This window comes from Streptomyces sp. NPDC005393, assembly GCF_040606675.1.
GTDB lineage: Bacteria > Actinomycetota > Actinomycetes > Streptomycetales > Streptomycetaceae > Streptomyces.
In genome coordinates this window covers 1-14,980 of sequence record NZ_JBEXFG010000047.1, presented here as the reverse complement: position 1 = coordinate 14,980, position 14,980 = coordinate 1, and the positions used below count along the sequence as shown (strand labels likewise).

17 protein-coding genes and 1 pseudogene are annotated in these 14,980 nt (G+C 70.1%); 8 read left to right on the top strand and 10 right to left on the bottom strand.

Annotated elements, in window-relative coordinates; translation table 11 throughout:
• Window positions 1–23 precede the first annotated feature (23 nt).
• Both ABZS71_RS28930 and ABZS71_RS28925 read left to right on the top strand, forming a co-directional pair.
• On the top strand, window positions 24–479 hold the full coding sequence (locus ABZS71_RS28930) for a hypothetical protein (RefSeq protein ID WP_355856068.1): 456 nt from the start codon (window positions 24–26) through the stop codon (window positions 477–479).
• Between the two features lie 205 nt (window positions 480–684).
• The gene (locus ABZS71_RS28925; protein WP_355856065.1) at window positions 685–1,311 is read left to right on the top strand and encodes a hypothetical protein; all 627 of its coding nucleotides are present in this window, start codon (window positions 685–687) and stop codon (window positions 1,309–1,311) included.
• A 78-nt stretch (window positions 1,312–1,389) separates the two neighbouring features.
• On the opposite strand, the gene ABZS71_RS28920 is transcribed toward ABZS71_RS28925, so the two are convergent.
• The 4 genes from ABZS71_RS28920 to ABZS71_RS28905 all read right to left on the bottom strand — a co-directional run bounded on the left by ABZS71_RS28920 (window position 1,390) and on the right by ABZS71_RS28905 (window position 5,961).
• Window positions 1,390–2,517 carry a GuaB3 family IMP dehydrogenase-related protein gene (locus tag ABZS71_RS28920; protein ID WP_355856062.1) on the bottom strand — a complete coding sequence of 376 codons (1,128 nt, stop codon included), beginning with the start codon at window positions 2,515–2,517 and terminating at the stop codon, window positions 1,390–1,392.
• Between the two features lie 303 nt (window positions 2,518–2,820).
• Complete coding sequence (gene guaB, locus ABZS71_RS28915; protein WP_356214809.1) at window positions 2,821–4,323, bottom strand: IMP dehydrogenase; 1,503 nt, start codon at window positions 4,321–4,323, stop codon at window positions 2,821–2,823.
• A 124-nt stretch (window positions 4,324–4,447) separates the two neighbouring features.
• Complete coding sequence (locus ABZS71_RS28910) at window positions 4,448–5,059, bottom strand: sigma-70 family RNA polymerase sigma factor (RefSeq protein WP_356214807.1); 612 nt, start codon at window positions 5,057–5,059, stop codon at window positions 4,448–4,450.
• A gap of 290 nt (window positions 5,060–5,349) precedes the next feature.
• Entirely contained in the window at window positions 5,350–5,961 is a 612-nt protein-coding gene (locus tag ABZS71_RS28905) for a response regulator transcription factor (protein WP_003948568.1), read from the bottom strand.
• 396 nt (window positions 5,962–6,357) lie between these two features.
• Between ABZS71_RS28905 and ABZS71_RS28900 the strand changes: the two genes are divergently transcribed.
• Window positions 6,358–6,672, top strand: a complete 315-nt coding sequence (locus ABZS71_RS28900; protein WP_355856053.1) for a WhiB family transcriptional regulator — start codon at window positions 6,358–6,360, stop codon at window positions 6,670–6,672.
• 154 nt (window positions 6,673–6,826) lie between these two features.
• On the opposite strand, the gene ABZS71_RS28895 is transcribed toward ABZS71_RS28900, so the two are convergent.
• The gene (locus ABZS71_RS28895) at window positions 6,827–7,717 is read right to left on the bottom strand and encodes a LysR family transcriptional regulator (RefSeq protein WP_356214805.1); all 891 of its coding nucleotides are present in this window, start codon (window positions 7,715–7,717) and stop codon (window positions 6,827–6,829) included.
• Window positions 7,718–7,796: 79 nt separating this feature from the next.
• On the opposite strand from ABZS71_RS28895, the gene ABZS71_RS28890 reads away from it, so the two are divergent.
• Both ABZS71_RS28890 and ABZS71_RS28885 read left to right on the top strand, forming a co-directional pair.
• A complete protein-coding gene (locus ABZS71_RS28890) occupies window positions 7,797–8,504 on the top strand; it encodes an MOSC domain-containing protein (RefSeq protein WP_356214803.1) in 708 nt (235 codons plus the stop codon).
• A gap of 9 nt (window positions 8,505–8,513) precedes the next feature.
• On the top strand, window positions 8,514–9,287 hold the full coding sequence (locus tag ABZS71_RS28885) for an SDR family oxidoreductase (RefSeq protein WP_355856044.1): 774 nt from the start codon (window positions 8,514–8,516) through the stop codon (window positions 9,285–9,287).
• Window positions 9,288–9,426: 139 nt separating this feature from the next.
• On the opposite strand, the pseudogene ABZS71_RS28880 reads toward ABZS71_RS28885, so the two are convergent.
• A pseudogene (locus ABZS71_RS28880) lies at window positions 9,427–9,866 on the bottom strand (DMT family transporter); the annotation flags it as partial.
• A gap of 220 nt (window positions 9,867–10,086) precedes the next feature.
• Between ABZS71_RS28880 and ABZS71_RS28875 the strand changes: the two are divergent.
• Window positions 10,087–10,728, top strand: a complete 642-nt coding sequence (locus ABZS71_RS28875; protein WP_355856038.1) for a hypothetical protein — start codon at window positions 10,087–10,089, stop codon at window positions 10,726–10,728.
• A 10-nt stretch (window positions 10,729–10,738) separates the two neighbouring features.
• Here the strand turns inward: ABZS71_RS28875 and ABZS71_RS28870 are convergent, their stop codons facing one another.
• Complete coding sequence (locus ABZS71_RS28870) at window positions 10,739–11,080, bottom strand: hypothetical protein (protein WP_355856035.1); 342 nt, start codon at window positions 11,078–11,080, stop codon at window positions 10,739–10,741.
• A 273-nt stretch (window positions 11,081–11,353) separates the two neighbouring features.
• Between ABZS71_RS28870 and ABZS71_RS28865 the strand changes: the two genes are divergently transcribed.
• Window positions 11,354–12,262, top strand: a complete 909-nt coding sequence (locus ABZS71_RS28865) for an oxidoreductase (RefSeq protein ID WP_356214801.1) — start codon at window positions 11,354–11,356, stop codon at window positions 12,260–12,262.
• 4 nt (window positions 12,263–12,266) lie between these two features.
• Here ABZS71_RS28865 and ABZS71_RS28860 read toward each other — a convergent pair whose 3' ends face one another.
• The 3 genes from ABZS71_RS28860 to ABZS71_RS28850 form a co-directional block, all read right to left on the bottom strand.
• Window positions 12,267–13,103, bottom strand: coding sequence for an arylamine N-acetyltransferase (locus ABZS71_RS28860; RefSeq protein ID WP_356214799.1), 837 nt, complete (start codon window positions 13,101–13,103; stop codon window positions 12,267–12,269).
• 79 nt (window positions 13,104–13,182) lie between these two features.
• Entirely contained in the window at window positions 13,183–13,395 is a 213-nt protein-coding gene (locus ABZS71_RS28855) for a DUF397 domain-containing protein (protein ID WP_355856112.1), read from the bottom strand.
• Window positions 13,396–13,405: 10 nt separating this feature from the next.
• Window positions 13,406–14,257, bottom strand: a complete 852-nt coding sequence (locus ABZS71_RS28850; protein WP_355856029.1) for a Scr1 family TA system antitoxin-like transcriptional regulator — start codon at window positions 14,255–14,257, stop codon at window positions 13,406–13,408.
• A 163-nt stretch (window positions 14,258–14,420) separates the two neighbouring features.
• Between ABZS71_RS28850 and ABZS71_RS28845 the strand changes: the two genes are divergently transcribed.
• Window positions 14,421–14,882 carry an ATP-binding protein gene (locus ABZS71_RS28845; RefSeq protein ID WP_356214797.1) on the top strand — a complete coding sequence of 154 codons (462 nt, stop codon included), beginning with the start codon at window positions 14,421–14,423 and terminating at the stop codon, window positions 14,880–14,882.
• Window positions 14,883–14,980 lie beyond the last annotated feature (98 nt).

Sequence of the window (14,980 nt, the reverse complement as noted above, 5' to 3'; positions counted from 1 at the left end):
CCGACCGCTGCTACCTTGCGGTCATGATCGCGACCGCATCCGCGCCCGCATCCTCCGCGGCTCAGGCGGCCCGACCCGGCCGTGGCCTCGCCGCGGGCATCGTGGCGGCGCTGCTCGGGGCCCTGGTCTTCGGGATCATCCAGGGCAAAATCGGCCACCGCGGTCAGGAAGTCGGCTACTGGGCCCTGTGCATCGGGCTGTTGATCGGCGCCGTGGTCGGCAAACTGGGCGGCCGGGTGCCGCTTCTCGCTCTCATCGGCATACCGCTCGCCCTGGTCAGCGTCTCGCTCGCGCAACTGATCGGCGTCGCCGTGCAGATGGGAGACCAGAGTTCATGGCCCACCGCGGACACCCTGATCGACCATTTCGGCCTGGTGGCCGACTACTGGCGTGACCGGATCCTGGGACGCAACGACATCACGTTCTACGCCGTGGCGGGAGTGGAAAGTTACCTGGTCGCGAAGCGGATCACGGAATAGCGGAGCAATATCCCCATATGCCGGGACAGTGTGTCTCCGTCCGGTCCCAGCCATGTCACGGACGTCAGAAACGACTTGTCTGGTTGTCATGGCCTGCTGTTACTTTTACGGCGCGAACCTTTCCTCCGCGTTCCCGGTCTTAGCCAGGTAAAACGGCTTCGGCCGTCCCCGAACGCGGGTCATCACCTTCATCCCCGGGGGATTCATGAGCCAGAACTGGCAGCAGCCACAGCAGCCAGGCGGTTACCCGCAGCAGCCCGCTCAGCCTCAGCAGCCCGGTTACGGCTACCCGCCGGCCCAGCCCCAGCAGCCGCAGTACGGCGGCGGCTTCCCGCCGCCCCCGCCGCCGGCCGGCCGGCCGGGCAACCCGCTGCTCGCGGTCGGTGCCGCGCTCGTGGCCACTGTCGTCGGCGCGTTCCTCTACGCCTTCCTGCTCAGCGCGATGGCGGACACGGACAAGACCCCGCCGGAGGTCACGCAGTTCGCCTACGCCGGTGTGGTCGTCGGCGCGCTCATCGGTGCCGCGGTCGCCAAGCTCGGTGGCCGTAACCCGGCCCTGTGGGTGGTCGGCGCGGTTCTGGCCCTGGCCGCTGTGTTCCTCGGTGAGCTCTACGGCTACGCCATGATCCTGCACGATGTGATGAGCAACTACGCCGACAAGATCGGCGGCGGCGCCAGCAGCCAGGTGCTCTCCTCGAACGACATCTTCTTCGACCACTTCAGCGACCTGTGGAAGTCGTGGAAGGAAGACTCGGACGCGCTGACCTACGTCTTCATGGCCCTCGCCCCGGTCGCGGCGGTCAGCACCGCCTACCGCATCAGCAACCGCTGAGCCCAGCAGCACCCAAGGGGGGAATGCCCCGACCGCGGCGCGGTCGGGGCATTCCCCTTGTGCCCTCAATACCCGAGGTCAGGGCTTGTCGTGCTGCGACGGGGCGACCGTCACCTCGACGCGCTGGAACTCCTTCAGCTCCGAGTAGCCGGTCGTGGCCATCGCGCGGCGCAGCGCACCGAAGAAGTTCATCGAACCGTCGGGGGTGTGCGAGGGGCCCAGCAGGATCTCCTCCGTGGTGCCCACCGCGCCCAGGTTCATCCGCTTGCCGCGCGGCACCTCGTCGTGCACGGCCTCCATACCCCAGTGGTGACCCCGGCCCGGTGCGTCCGTGGCGCGTGCCAGCGGCGAGCCGATCATCACGGAGTCCGCGCCGCAGGCGATCGCCTTCGGCAGATCGCCGCTCCAGCCGACGCCGCCGTCGGCGATCACATGCACATAGCGGCCGCCGGACTCGTCCATGTAGTCCCGCCGGGCGGCGGCGACATCGGCGACCGCGGTCGCCATCGGCACCTGGATGCCCAGCACATTACGGGTGGTGTGGGCGGCGCCGCCGCCGAACCCGACCAGCACACCGGCCGCGCCCGTGCGCATCAGATGCAGCGCGGCGGTGTAGGTGGCGCAGCCGCCCACGATCACCGGCACATCCAGCTCATAGATGAACTGCTTGAGGTTCAGCGGCTCGGCGGCGCCCGAGACATGCTCGGCGGAGACCGTCGTGCCCCGGATCACGAAGATGTCGACCCCGGCGTCCACCACGGCCTTGGAGAACTGCGCCGTGCGCTGCGGCGACAGGGCGGCGGCGGTCACCACGCCCGAGTCGCGCACCTCCTTCAGACGCTGGCCGATCAGCTCCTCCTTGATCGGCTCGGCGTAGATCTCCTGCATCCGCGTGGTCGCCGTGCGCTCGTCCAGCTCGGCGATCTCCGCGAGCAGCGGCTCGGGGTCCTCGTACCGGGTCCAGAGCCCCTCAAGGTTGAGCACGCCGAGCCCGCCGAGCTCACCGATGCGGATCGCGGTCTGCGGCGAGACCACCGAGTCCATCGGCGCGGCCAGGAACGGCAACTCGAAGCGGTAGGCGTCGATCTGCCAGGCGATCGAGACCTCCTTGGGGTCCCGGGTGCGACGACTCGGCACGATGGCGATGTCGTCGAACGCGTACGCCCTGCGGCCGCGCTTGCCGCGCCCGATCTCGATCTCAGTCACGTGGGTGCCTTTCCCTGTTCACTACAGCCGTCCCAGTATCCCTGCCGGGCACGGGCCCCTGCCCGGCCCCTGCCGGGCAGGGGCCCCTGCCGGGTCGCGCCGGGCCCGCGAGCGCGGCACTCCCCCAGCTACCGCTGGGAGGTGCCCCGGGCTCGCTGCGTGGCGGTCGGGTCGCCGGCATCCCGCGTCGCCTCGCGCCGGGCCCGGCACCCTCCCAGCTACCACTGGGAGGTGCCCCGAGCTCTGCGTGGTCGTCGGTCGCCGACACCATTTCCGCGTCGCCTCCGTCCGGCGGCGTGACTCCTAGCGGCCGGAGTAGTTGGGGGCCTCGGTGGTCATCTGGATGTCGTGCGGGTGGCTCTCCTTGAGGCCCGCCGCGGTGATCCGCACAAAGCGGCCCTTCTCCTTCAGCTCCGCCACGTTCGCCGAGCCGACATAGCCCATCGACGCCCGCAGACCGCCCACGAGCTGGTGCGCGACCGAGGCCAGCGGGCCCCGGTAGGGCACCTGGCCCTCGATGCCCTCGGGGACCAGCTTGTCCTCGGAGAGCACGTTGTCCTGGAAGTAGCGGTCCTTGGAGTACGAGCGGGCCTGGCCGCGCGACTGCATCGCGCCCAGCGAACCCATGCCCCGGTACGACTTGAACTGCTTGCCGTTGATGAAGACCATCTCGCCCGGCGACTCCTCGCACCCGGCGAGCAGGCTGCCCAGCATCACCGTGTCCGCACCGGCCGCGATCGCCTTCGCGATATCGCCCGAGTACTGCAGACCGCCGTCGCCGATCAGCGGCACCCCGGCCGCGTGGCACGCGCGCGCGGCCTCGTAGATCGCTGTCACCTGCGGCACACCGATGCCGGCGACCACGCGGGTGGTACAGATGGAGCCCGGACCGACGCCGACCTTCACCCCGTCCACCCCGGCGTCGATCAACGCCTGGGCGCCGTCCCGGGTCGCGACATTGCCGCCCACCACATCGACCGCGATGTTCGACTTCACCTTGGCGATCATGTCGAGGATGCCCCGGCTGTGGCCATGCGCGCTGTCCACCACCAGGAAGTCGGCCCCGGCCTCGACGAGCGCCTGCGCCCGCTCGTACGCCTCGTCGCCGACGCCGACGGCCGCGCCCACGATCAGCCGGCCCTCGGCGTCCTTGGCCGCGTACGGATACTTCTCGGCCTTCACGAAGTCCTTGACCGTGATCAGGCCCTTGAGCACACCCGCGTCGTCGACCAGCGGCAGCTTCTCGATCTTGTGGCGGCGCAGCAGCTGCATCGCGTCCTCGCCGGAGATCCCCACCTTGCCGGTGACCAGTGGCATCGGGGTCATGACCTCGCGGACCTGACGGCCCCGGTCCACCTCGAAGGCCATGTCACGGTTGGTGACGATGCCGAGCAGCTTGCCCGCCGCGTCCGTCACCGGGACGCCGCTGATGCGGAACTTCGCGCACAGCGCGTCCGCCTCGTGCAGCGTGGCGTCCGGCCGGACCGTGATCGGGTCGGTGACCATGCCGGACTCGGAGCGCTTGACCAGATCGACCTGGTTGGCCTGGTCCTCGATGGACAGATTGCGGTGCAGCACGCCCGCGCCGCCCTGCCGGGCCATGGCGATGGCCATCCGGGACTCGGTGACCTTGTCCATGGCGGCGGACAGCAGCGGCACATTCACGCGCACATTCCGAGAGACCCTGGACGAGGTGTCGACCGCATTCGGCAGCACCTCGGAGGCGCCCGGCAGCAGCAGCACGTCGTCGTACGTCAGCCCGAGCATGGCGAACTTCTCAGGCACTCCGTCGACGTTGTCAGTCATGACACCCTTTCCATGGTCTTGCCCCAGCGCGGACTCCCATGCTAACGGCCATCCCGGGTGCCCCATTCCGCCCTGTGGATAACTCCTCAGCCGCCTGATAAAGACCGTACTGGCCGGGGCTCGCCTACTGCTCGGCGAGGGCGCGCAGCCTGCTCAGGGCCCGGTGCTGGGCGACCCGCACCGCTCCGGGCGACATGCCGAGCATCTGCCCGGTCTCCTCCGCCGTCAGCCCGACCGCGACCCGCAGCAGCACCAGCTCGCGCTGGTTCTCCGGAAGGTTGGCCAGGAGCTTCTTGGCCCACTCCGCGTCGCTGCTCAACAGCGCCCGCTCCTCGGGGCCCAGGGAATCGTCCGGCTGCTCCGGCATCTCGTCCGAGGGGAAGGCCGTGGAGCCGGGGTGGCGCATGGCGGCCCGCTGCAGATCGGCGACCTTGTGCGCGGCGATGGCCACGACGAACGCCTCGAAGGGCTTCCCGGTGTCGCGGTAGCGCGGCAGCGCGCACAGCACCGCGAGACAGACCTCCTGTGCCAGGTCGTCCACGAAGTGGCGGGCATCCCCCGGAAGCCGGGACAGTCTCGTACGGCAGTAGCGCAGGGCCAGCGGATGGACATGGGCCAGCAGCTCGTGGGTGGCTCGCTTGTCTCCCTCGACGGCGCGCCCGACGAGGGCGCCGATCGCCCCTGTGGCCCCGGGGGTACCGCCCTTGGGGGCCCCTGGGCTCTCGTCGTCACGCATCCGTCCATGGTGCCTTGGGCTCGGTGGCTCCGTGGCACCGCGTCCATAGTTGTGCGCTGAAGCGTTATGAGCAGGTGCGCCGGTAGTCGTCACGTCCTGCGCTCTCCCCTCACGCCCGACCGACTCGTCCCCGAGGAACTCCACACCTTCAAGGATGCGGCATCGCGCGGGGAACCGATACAAGCCACTGCGCCGGCGCTCGCCGCGCACGCGCTCGCCCCGCCCGCCACCCGACGGGCGGGGACCTTCGCGCCCCCGCTGCGCAGCACGTCAGAACGGTCGGCCCGCGGTCAGCGGACCAGACCCCAGCGGAACCCGAGGGCCACCGCATGCGCCCGGTCCGAAGCGCCGAGCTTCTTGAACAGCCGGCGCGCGTGCGTCTTGACCGTGTCCTCGGACAGGAACAGCTCACGGCCGATCTCCGCATTCGACCGGCCGTGGCTCATGCCCTCCAGCACCTGGATCTCCCGCGCGGTGAGCGTGGGCGCCGCGCCCATCTCGGCCGAGCGCAGCCGGCGCGGGGCCAGCCGCCACGTGGGGTCGGCGAGCGCCTGCGTCACCGTGGCGCGCAGCTCGGCGCGCGAGGCGTCCTTGTGCAGATAGCCGCGGGCACCCGCGGCCACCGCCAGCGCGACCCCGTCGAGGTCCTCGGCGACCGTGAGCATGATGATCCGGGCGCCGGGGTCGGCGGAGAGCAGCCGCCGCACGGTCTCGACTCCGCCGAGACCGGGCATCCGTACGTCCATCAGAATCAGATCCGAACGGTCGGCGCCCCAGCGGCGGAGGACTTCCTCGCCGTTGGCCGCCGTCGTCACTCGCTCGACGCCGGGCACGGTCGCCACCGCGCGGCGCAGCGCCTCTCGGGCAAGCGGGGAGTCGTCGCAGACGAGGACGGATGTCATGGCCGCCCTCCGCAGCTGATGCGCGTCACCTTGAGCCTCCAGGCTGGTACATATCGTCACCTGTGCGATCGACAGCCCCGGATATCTGTCCGAGAGCTTTACCCATCAACCGCCTCCGCACTCTCAACGACGGTCACCCGAAAGAGTTACGGGGTTCGGCGGCCACCTTCGACACTCTACGTGAGGGGGCGGACACGGAGCCGCTCATCGCGCAGGTCGCGCCGCTGCACCGCTCCTCGGCCCCATATCCCCTTCGGTGGCATTTGGCGACATTGCTTCCAATTTGCGGGTCTCTGTGGCTAGATTCGCAATGAGTCATATTTTCATCTGCTTACCCGGTAGGTGTACGACCCAGGACGCAGCGTCCGCAGCCGATCGCTTCGAGGAGATAAGGCAATGGCAGATTTCTCCCGTCTTCCCGGTCCGAACGCCGACCTGTGGGACTGGCAGCTCCTGGCCGCGTGTCGCGGGGTCGACAGCTCGCTCTTCTTCCACCCGGAGGGAGAGCGCGGCGCCGCCCGCACCGCGCGCGAGATGTCGGCGAAAGAGGTGTGCATGCGGTGCCCGGTCCGGGCGCAATGCGCGGCTCACGCACTCGCCGTACGTGAGCCGTACGGCGTGTGGGGCGGACTGACCGAGGACGAGCGCGAGGAGCTCATGGGACGGGCGCGCCATCGCGCGGTCGCCACGTCGGGGGCGCCGGGATCCTGACCGGAGCCCTGTCCCGCCCAACTGAAGAAACGTTCCGTCACCGACCGCGACCGTTAGCCGGTCGGGGGTTTTCGTACGTCTGAGGCCGGTTCTCCGGCCGCGCGCCGGAACGCCCTTCGGGCGTGTCCTCAATCGCCGGACAGGCCGGATTGCGTCAGCGGGCGGCCGCCCGCTCCAGGTGGTCCAGGGTGGCCGCCACCGCGGAGACTCGGGCCAGGTCCGGGAGGGTCAGGGCCACCACTTCGCGGCGTACCGGGGGTTCCACCCGCAGCGTCGTGGCGCCCTTGGCGCGGACGGACTCCAGGGCCAGTTCCGGGAGCACCGCGACCCCCAGACCGGCCGCCACCAGGCCGATCACCGCCGGGTAGTCGTCCGTCGCGAAGTCGATCCGCGGCGTGAAGCCCTCGGACTCGCAGATCTGCACCAGATGGCGCCGACACCTCAGGCAGCCCGCGATCCACGGGTCCTCGGCCAGGTCCGCGATGCCCACCGTTCCGGCGCCCGCCAGTTTGTGGCCCTCGGGGACGACGCCGACCAGCCGGTCGGCGAGGATGGGGCGGACGACGAGGTCTTCCCACTCGGCCTCGGTCTGGGGGTAGCGGAAGGCGAGGGCGATCTCGCAGTCGCCCGCGCGCAGCATCTCGACCGAGCGCGGCGGCTCCGCCTCGACCAGGGAGATCTGGGTGCCGGGGTGGGCGGCGCGCATGTCGGCGAGGGCCGTCGGGACCAGGGTCGAGCTGCCGCTGGGGAACGACACCAGCCGTACCCGCCCCGCCCGCAGCCCGGCGATGGCCGCGACCTCCTCCTCGGCGGCGGTGAGCCCGGCCAGGATCCCGGCGGCGTGCCGCGTGAGGGCCCGGCCCGCCTCGGTGAGCCGCATCTCCCGGCCGGTGCGGACCAGCAGTGGGGTGCCCGCGGCGGCCTCCAGAGCCTTCATCTGCTGGCTGACGGCGGGCTGGGTGCAGCCCAGGTCGCGGGCGGCGGCGGAGAAGGAGCCGGTGGCGGCCACCGCGCGCAGCACCCTGAGATGACGGGCCTCGATCATGTGTCGATCATAAGGGACCCTTGGGTTCGGGCCCCGATATTGCGTCGACGCTTTGATCGCACTCGTCTACCGTTCGTCCATGCCGCATTCCTCACGTTCCGTGCTCACCGTGAATCTGGGCCGCGCGATGGCCACCGACTACACCGACTGCCCCGACGGCACCGGTATCGACAAGCGCCCGGTCGACGGCCCGGTGCGGGTCTCGGCCCCGGGCCCGAAGGGCGTGGGCCGGAGCGGCCTCGCCGGTGACATGGTCTGCGAGACCCGCTACCACGGCGGCGACGACCAGGCCGTCTACGTCTACGCCCGCGAGGACCTCGACATCTGGGAGCGCGAGTTGGGGCGCGAGCTGGCGAACGGCGTCTTCGGCGAGAACCTCACCACCACCGGTATCGACGTCAACGGCGCCCGCATCGGGGAGCGCTGGCGGATCGGCCGCGAACTGCTGCTGGAGGTGACCTCTCCGCGCATCCCCTGCCGTACGTTCGCGGGCTGGCTGAACGAGAAGGGCTGGGTCAAGCGGTTCACGGCCGCCGCCGTCCCCGGGGCGTATCTGCGGGTGCTCGAACCGGGCGAGGTCCGCGCCGGCGACCCCGTCGAGATCGTTCACCGGCCCGACCACGAGGTAACGGTCTCCTTCCTTTTCCGCGCCGAGACCACCGAACGTGCCCTGCTGCCGCGCGTACTGGCGGCGGGCGACGCGCTGCACCCCGAGGCGCGCGCGGCGGCGCTCAAGTACGAGGCCAGGGCGGCCGCGACGGCTACGGAGGCGAGCCACGGCCGATAACGTGCGCCTATGACGACTGCACTGATTACCGGAACCACGGCGGGCATCGGCGCCGCCTTCGCGAGCCGACTCGCGGCCGACGGGCACAACCTGGTGCTCGTCGCCCGCGACGAGCAGCGGCTGCGGGAGCAGGCGACCGATCTGCACGACCGGCACGGCGTGGAGGCCGATGTCCTGGTCGCCGACCTCTCCGAGGACGACGGGATCAGCGCGGTCGAGAAGCGGCTCGCGGACCGCACCCACCCGATCGATCTGCTCGTCAACAACGCCGGTTTCGGCAACCGTGACCGCTTTCTGGAAGTCCCGGTCGCCGATGAGCTGCGCATGCTGAAGCTCCACTGCGAGACCGTGCTGCGGTTGACCAGCGCGGGGGCCGAGACGATGCGGAGCCGGGGACGTGGCGGGGTGATCAACGTGGCGTCGATCGCGGCGTTCTTCCCTCGTGGGACGTACGGGGCGAGCAAGGCGTGGGTCGTCCAGTTCACCCAGGGCGCGGCGAAGGACCTCGCGAGCGAAGGAGTGCGGCTGATGGCGCTGTGCCCCGGCTTCGTCCGTACGGAGTTCCATGCGCGGGCCGGGATCAAGCCGGACAACGTACCGAGTTGGATGTGGCTGGACGCGGATCGGGTCGTTACGGCGGCCCTCAAGGACTTCGGGCGCGGGAAGACGCTGTCCATTCCCGACCCGCGGTACAAGGCGCTCACGGGGCTTGCGCGGCTGGTGCCGAGGGGGGCGGTGGCGGCGGTGTCGTCGAACGTGGGGCGGGCGCCGGCCAAGGGCTAGGACGTTTCTTTCGACATATCGAACAGTGCGTCGCCGATCGCGGCGGCGCACATCCTCGGCTCCGCAACGGCCGGGCCGACAGGGGCGGTCGGAGCGGGCGAAGCCGACGACTTGCTCGGCTGCGCCCCCTTCCGTCGCCGACCCCGGCGAGGACGACGACCATGCCCACCGCCACCCGCGGGCTGACCTCCTCCGCCAGCACGATCGCGCCCAGCAGCACGGAGACCACCGGCAGCAGATACCCGACCACGGCGGCATTCGTCGCGCCCTCGTCCGCGATGACCCGGTAGAGGTCAGATGGAAGGTGATCCCGGTGCAGAGGACGCCGAGGACGACCACCGCGATCAGGGGCGTCGTGTCCATGTGCACCCTTTCGAGGCCCCCGACCGGCAGTGCCACCGCGGTCAGTCCCGCCGCGGCGACCAGCTGGGCCGCGGAGAGCGAGATCGTGGGCATGCCCTTGCCGACGAGGTGGCGGCCCATGTAGGTGAAGGCGACGGCATAGCTGGCGGCGGCGCCGAGGATGGCGGCGGCGCCCCAGCCGATGGAGCCGGTCTGCTGCCAGGGGGCGAAGATGAGTCCGGCTGGGAGACCGCGCGTGCGGCCGGCGATCTCACGGAGCACACCCTTGGCGCGGAGCACCGTCTTGTACTGACGGTGCGCTCAAGGGCCGGTCGGTCGCTCTTCCGGCTGAGCAGATACGCCAGCCTCCTTTGAGCCACTGGTTGCGAATCCTCATCAATTAGCGAACTGAAAGACTGCCCCGGCCGTATACCGCTGTGCCGTGAGAAAGGACGTCATGACCCCGCCAATCGCCCTCCCGCCGCCACCCCCCGCTCCGGACCAGCGGCCGTGGACCGACCGTGCCGGGCTGCTCGACGACCGGGCGCGGGCGATGGGGGTTCTGGCGCGCTGGTACATGGCGCCGCACCGGGCGCTGCTGCTGTGGCTGCTGACGGTGGTGTTCGCGCTGGGGTGGGCGCTGGCGGTGTCGGGGTTTCAGTTCCTCGTGACCGGCGAGATCGTGGAACACATCCTGGGCGTGCTCTTCCTGGGGCTGGCGCTGGGGGCGACGGTGCCGTCGAGCGTGGGTGTGGCGTCCGGTATCCGCCGCGACGTCTTCGTGGGCGCGCGCCTGCGCGACTGGGCGGCGCTGGAGCGCGACCCGGGTTCGCTTCCGCACTGGCGCGTCTCCGGCAGCGCCCTTCTCTGGCTGGTGCCGTCGATCGTGCTGTGCTGCCTCGGGCTGGTCCTGGGCGCGGGCGCGGCCGTCTCCGACAACGGCGCGGAGAACTTCAGCATGGTGCTGGGCATCGCCATCGCCTTTGCCGTGGCCGGGGGGCTGGGCGTGGCCAAGGCGATCGACTACTACCGTCTCGTCAGCCGCGAACTGAGCCCGGCGCGCCCGGAAGACGCCGACTCCGGGGCGAGCGAGGGCTGAGGGCACAACGTCAGGCGTCCCCGTCCTCGTCCCGGTCTTCTTCCGAAGGCTTCTGCAGCGACTGGAAGCGGTGCAGCAGGTCCAGATAGCGCGGGCTCAGGCTCTCGCCGCGCTGCTTGGTCGCCTCCTCGGTACGGGTCAGCAGCTGCCGGACCCGTACGGCGTCCATATAGGCGTCACGCTGAAGCTTCTTGTACGCCGCGGCGGCCGGGCCCTTGTGATCGGGCTCGGCCGACCGCACCAGGTGGTCGAGGCTCTCGATCTTCTCCTCAAGGTAGTTGAGCATCTCCTCAAGGTCCGTGACGAGATCCGACAGTTCCTGATCCGTCACGGGCAACTTGTCTTTACTCATGCCTCATTCGCCCCTGCCCACCCTCCACTCGCCCCGATCAGCGGGATGATCGTGCCATGGGCGGGACCCGGCCCATAGGGCTACCCCGGGTTTCGTGCGGACCAGGTGACGAGACGACCCAGGCGTGCGCCACCGCGTAGGCCCATGATCCGCCCCTGATATCATGTCCATGAGCACGTGAGCCTTCTTGGCGCGGAATCACTTCCGCCGGGAAGGCTTTTTTCATGCCCCGGTTCGGTTAGGCCCCATGACTGCGAGGACGTGCGACTCATCATGACCACAGAGACCAACACCGCGGCAGCCGCGGGTACCTGGAACCTCGGCGACTTGACCGTCAACCGCGTCGGATTCGGCGCGATGCGCCTGACGGGCAGCGCCGCCTTCGGCCTCGGTACGCCGAGCGACCGCGACCGGTCGGTCAGCGTGCTGCGGCGCGCGATCGAGCTCGGCGTCAACCACATCGATACCGCCGCGTTCTACTTCTCGCCGCTGCGGTCCGCCAACGAGCTGATCAACCGGGCGCTGGCCCCCTACCCGGACGACCTTGTCATCGCCACCAAGGTCTGGGCGGGCAGGGACCCGTCGGGCGAGTGGTGGTGGGCCACACCGGACCAGTTGCGCGGCCAGGTCGAGGAGAACCTGCGCCAGCTGGGCCGTGACCACCTGGACGTCGTGAACCTCCGTATCCCGCCCAGCCGAAAAGCCGACTCGATCGCCGATCATTTCGGCGCGCTGGCCGACCTTCGCGAGGCCGGGCTCATACGTCACCTGGGCATATCCAATGCCACGTCCGAGCATCTGGCTGAGGCCCAGGCCATCGCGCCAGTGGTCTGCGTGCAGAACTCCTACGGTGTGGGCGCGCCGGCCGGCGAGCAGGAGTTCCTGCGGGACTGTGGCGAGCAGGGCGTGGCCTTTGTTCCGTTCTTCGCGGTCGCCGGTTCCGGGCGCGAGGCAGGGGCGATCGCGGCCGAGCACGAAACCGTGCTCGCCGTCGCACGCGCACACGATGTGACGCCCGCGCAGGTCCGGCTGGCGTGGACGCTGCGGCAAGGACCGCATGTGCTGGCCATTCCAGGGACCGGGAATCCGGACCACCTCGTCGAGAACGTGGCCGCTGGAGCGCTGAGGCTCTCGGACGACGGCGTCGCACAGCTTCAGTCCCTCCAGCAGGCCGGCGAGTAGGCCGTCAAGCCGGGAGTTCCGTGTCCGAGGGCAGCTCGATGCCGAAGTCGGCGGCCAGGACGCGCAGCACCTCGTCGTTGCCGGCGAGTTCGCGCTCCTTGCGGGTGCCGTCGGAGTGGGTCTCGCTGAGGGTGCGGGCGGAGAGCTGGAGGTGGCGGTCGAGGGTGGTGCGCTGGGCGCGGAGGGTGTGCTGGAAGGGCGAGCGCGGGTTGGTGGCCACGTGCCAGTTGATGACCTCGTAGTCGGTCGCGTCGAAGGGCTCGCGGGTGAAGGCGTACTGGTCCTCCCAGACGCCGTCCTGGAGCGCCTGGAACACCCACAGGTCCTCCAGACCGCCGGAGTGCGGCTCGCGGACGTAACGGTGGCGGCGGGTACCGTCGCGCAGCTCGGTGTCGGTGATGAGCGGAACGGCCTCCAGGAGACCGCCGATGCTGCCGAAGCCCACATCGGCGATATAGCGCTGCGGCTCGCCCGGGATCCCGACCAGCAGCAGCATATGGGTGCGCGGACGGACCGTACCGGGCTCGGCACCGACCCGGACGCGGGCGGCCAGGCCGGTGATGCCGAAGCCGAGGGCGCGCAGGGCGGCGGCGAGCAGCGTGTTGTGCTCGTAGCAGTAGCCGCCGCGCCGGCCGCGGACCAGCTTGGCCTCCAGATCGGGGAGGGCGAGGGAGGGGGCCGAGCCCAGCAGCGGCTGGAGGTTCTCGAACGGTATGGACGTCACATGCGCCAGATGCACCGCGCGCAGCGTCTCCACGGTCGGCTCCGGCGGCCGGTCGCCGGACCAGCCGATACGGGTCAGATAGGCGTCGATGTCGAGGTCCGTACGGTCGAGATCCATACGGCCGACCGTAACGCTTTTGGGGCGGTACGGGCCCCCCTCCGGGGCGGACTTCGCCTGGTCCCGTGGACGTAGGACCTCAGGGCCTCGCATCCGCTGCGAGGTGGTCGAACTCGCCCGCCTTGATGGCGTGCAGGAGGGCCTGGAGCTTCGCGGGGGTGGTGGTCAGGACGGTGCCGGGGTCATCGCTCTCGCGGAGGGCGATCGCGTCGCCTATCGAGGCGAGCTCTATGCAGGAGTTTCCGTCTCCCCCGCCGGAGTAGGAGGATTTCTGCCAGGTGACCTCGACCATCTCCACGCTTTCATCTCTGTTGAGCGGCGTCACGAATGAAATCACGCGACGCTTCGGCCGAGAGCGCCACCTCGGCCGTACGCTCCAGAACTCCCCGGTGGGTGGCGAGCTGGGACCGCGCGTCCAGGAAGACCGGACCGTGCGCGGTGTCGAGCTGGGCGGTGTCGAGCTGGGCGACCTGGCCGGAGGCGTAGGTGACCGAGATCCCCGGCACATGGAACCCGCCGGCGGCGAAGGGCAGGACGCGCACGGTGACGTTCTTCCGCTCGGAGGACTCCAGCAGGCTCTCCAGCTGCGCGCGCAGCACCGCGTTGGTGCCGAACCGCATGCGCAGCGCGGCCTCGTGGATGATGAAGGTGCAGGAGGGCGGGTCGTCCCGGTCGAGGATGTCGCGGCGCTTCATCCGGTGGGAGAGCCGGCGCCGCAGATCGGTGGGTGACCACGGGGGGACGGTCGCGCTCAGCACGGCGCGGGCGTACTCCTCCGTCTGGAGCAGACCGGGGATATGCATTATTTCGAGTACGCGCAGGCTCGCGGCGTAGTACTCCAGCTCGGCGAGGTCGAGTCCGCCGGTGGCGATGAAGCCCCGGTACTCCTCCCACCAACCGCCCTTGCGCTCATGGGTCATGGCGACGAGCGCCTCGACGTAGGCGGCGTCGGGACAGGCGTAGATGGCGGCGAGCGCCCGTACGCGCTCCTCGCTCACGCCGAAGCGGGCGAGTTCGAGGTTGGTGATGTGGGTGCGGTTGATGCCGAGGCGGTCGGCGGCCTCCTGGATGCTGAGGCCGGCGTCCTCGCGCATCCGGCGCAGCTCGGTGCCCAGCCGGAGCTGACGGGCGGTCGGGGCGCTCCTGGGCGGCATGGGTCCTCCCTGTCCTCACCCTGATGGGCTAATTGTCGAGGAAATTCACCGGGGCCGTAGCAGTTGTTTGCGCCGCTGCCCTACCGTGGGTGATGCATCCGCTACGAAGCGTTGATCGGCGTAACGCTACGCGCACTGTGGCCCCCTCGCAGGGAGTTGACCCATGGATTCCGACCACGAGTCCGACGACCGTCCCCCCGCCTCAGCCTCAGGATCCGGCGCGGAAGATCCGTACATCTACACCCTCCAGAGCAACCGCCGGGCCACCTCACCCAAGATCCTGCGCGACTTCGTCGCCTGCGTGCTCAACTCCACCGGCCAGGAGGAGCTGGTCGACGCGGCGACCGTCTGCACCTCGGAGCTGGCCACCAACGCCTATCTGCACGCCGAGGGCGACTCCCTGATGCTGCGCGTGCTGATCGAGCCGCCCAGCCTGCGCGTCCTGGTCTACGACGCCTGCACCGCGCTCCCCACCGCCGCCCGTCTCCCCGCCCCCGACCACCTGGACGGCCGTGGCCTCGGCCTCGTCGCCGCCCTGTCCGACGCCTGGGGCACGGCGGACGGCGACCCGACGGGGCGCTATGCGAAGGGCGTCTGGTTCGAGCTCGCGGTCAAGGGGGTCTAGACCCAACGCCGTTCAGTTAGGCGTGGGGACTGTTCGTCAAGGCTGGTGAACGAGGCAGCGGAGCTGCTGTAGAAGAGGTTTGTCCTCCAAGACATCCT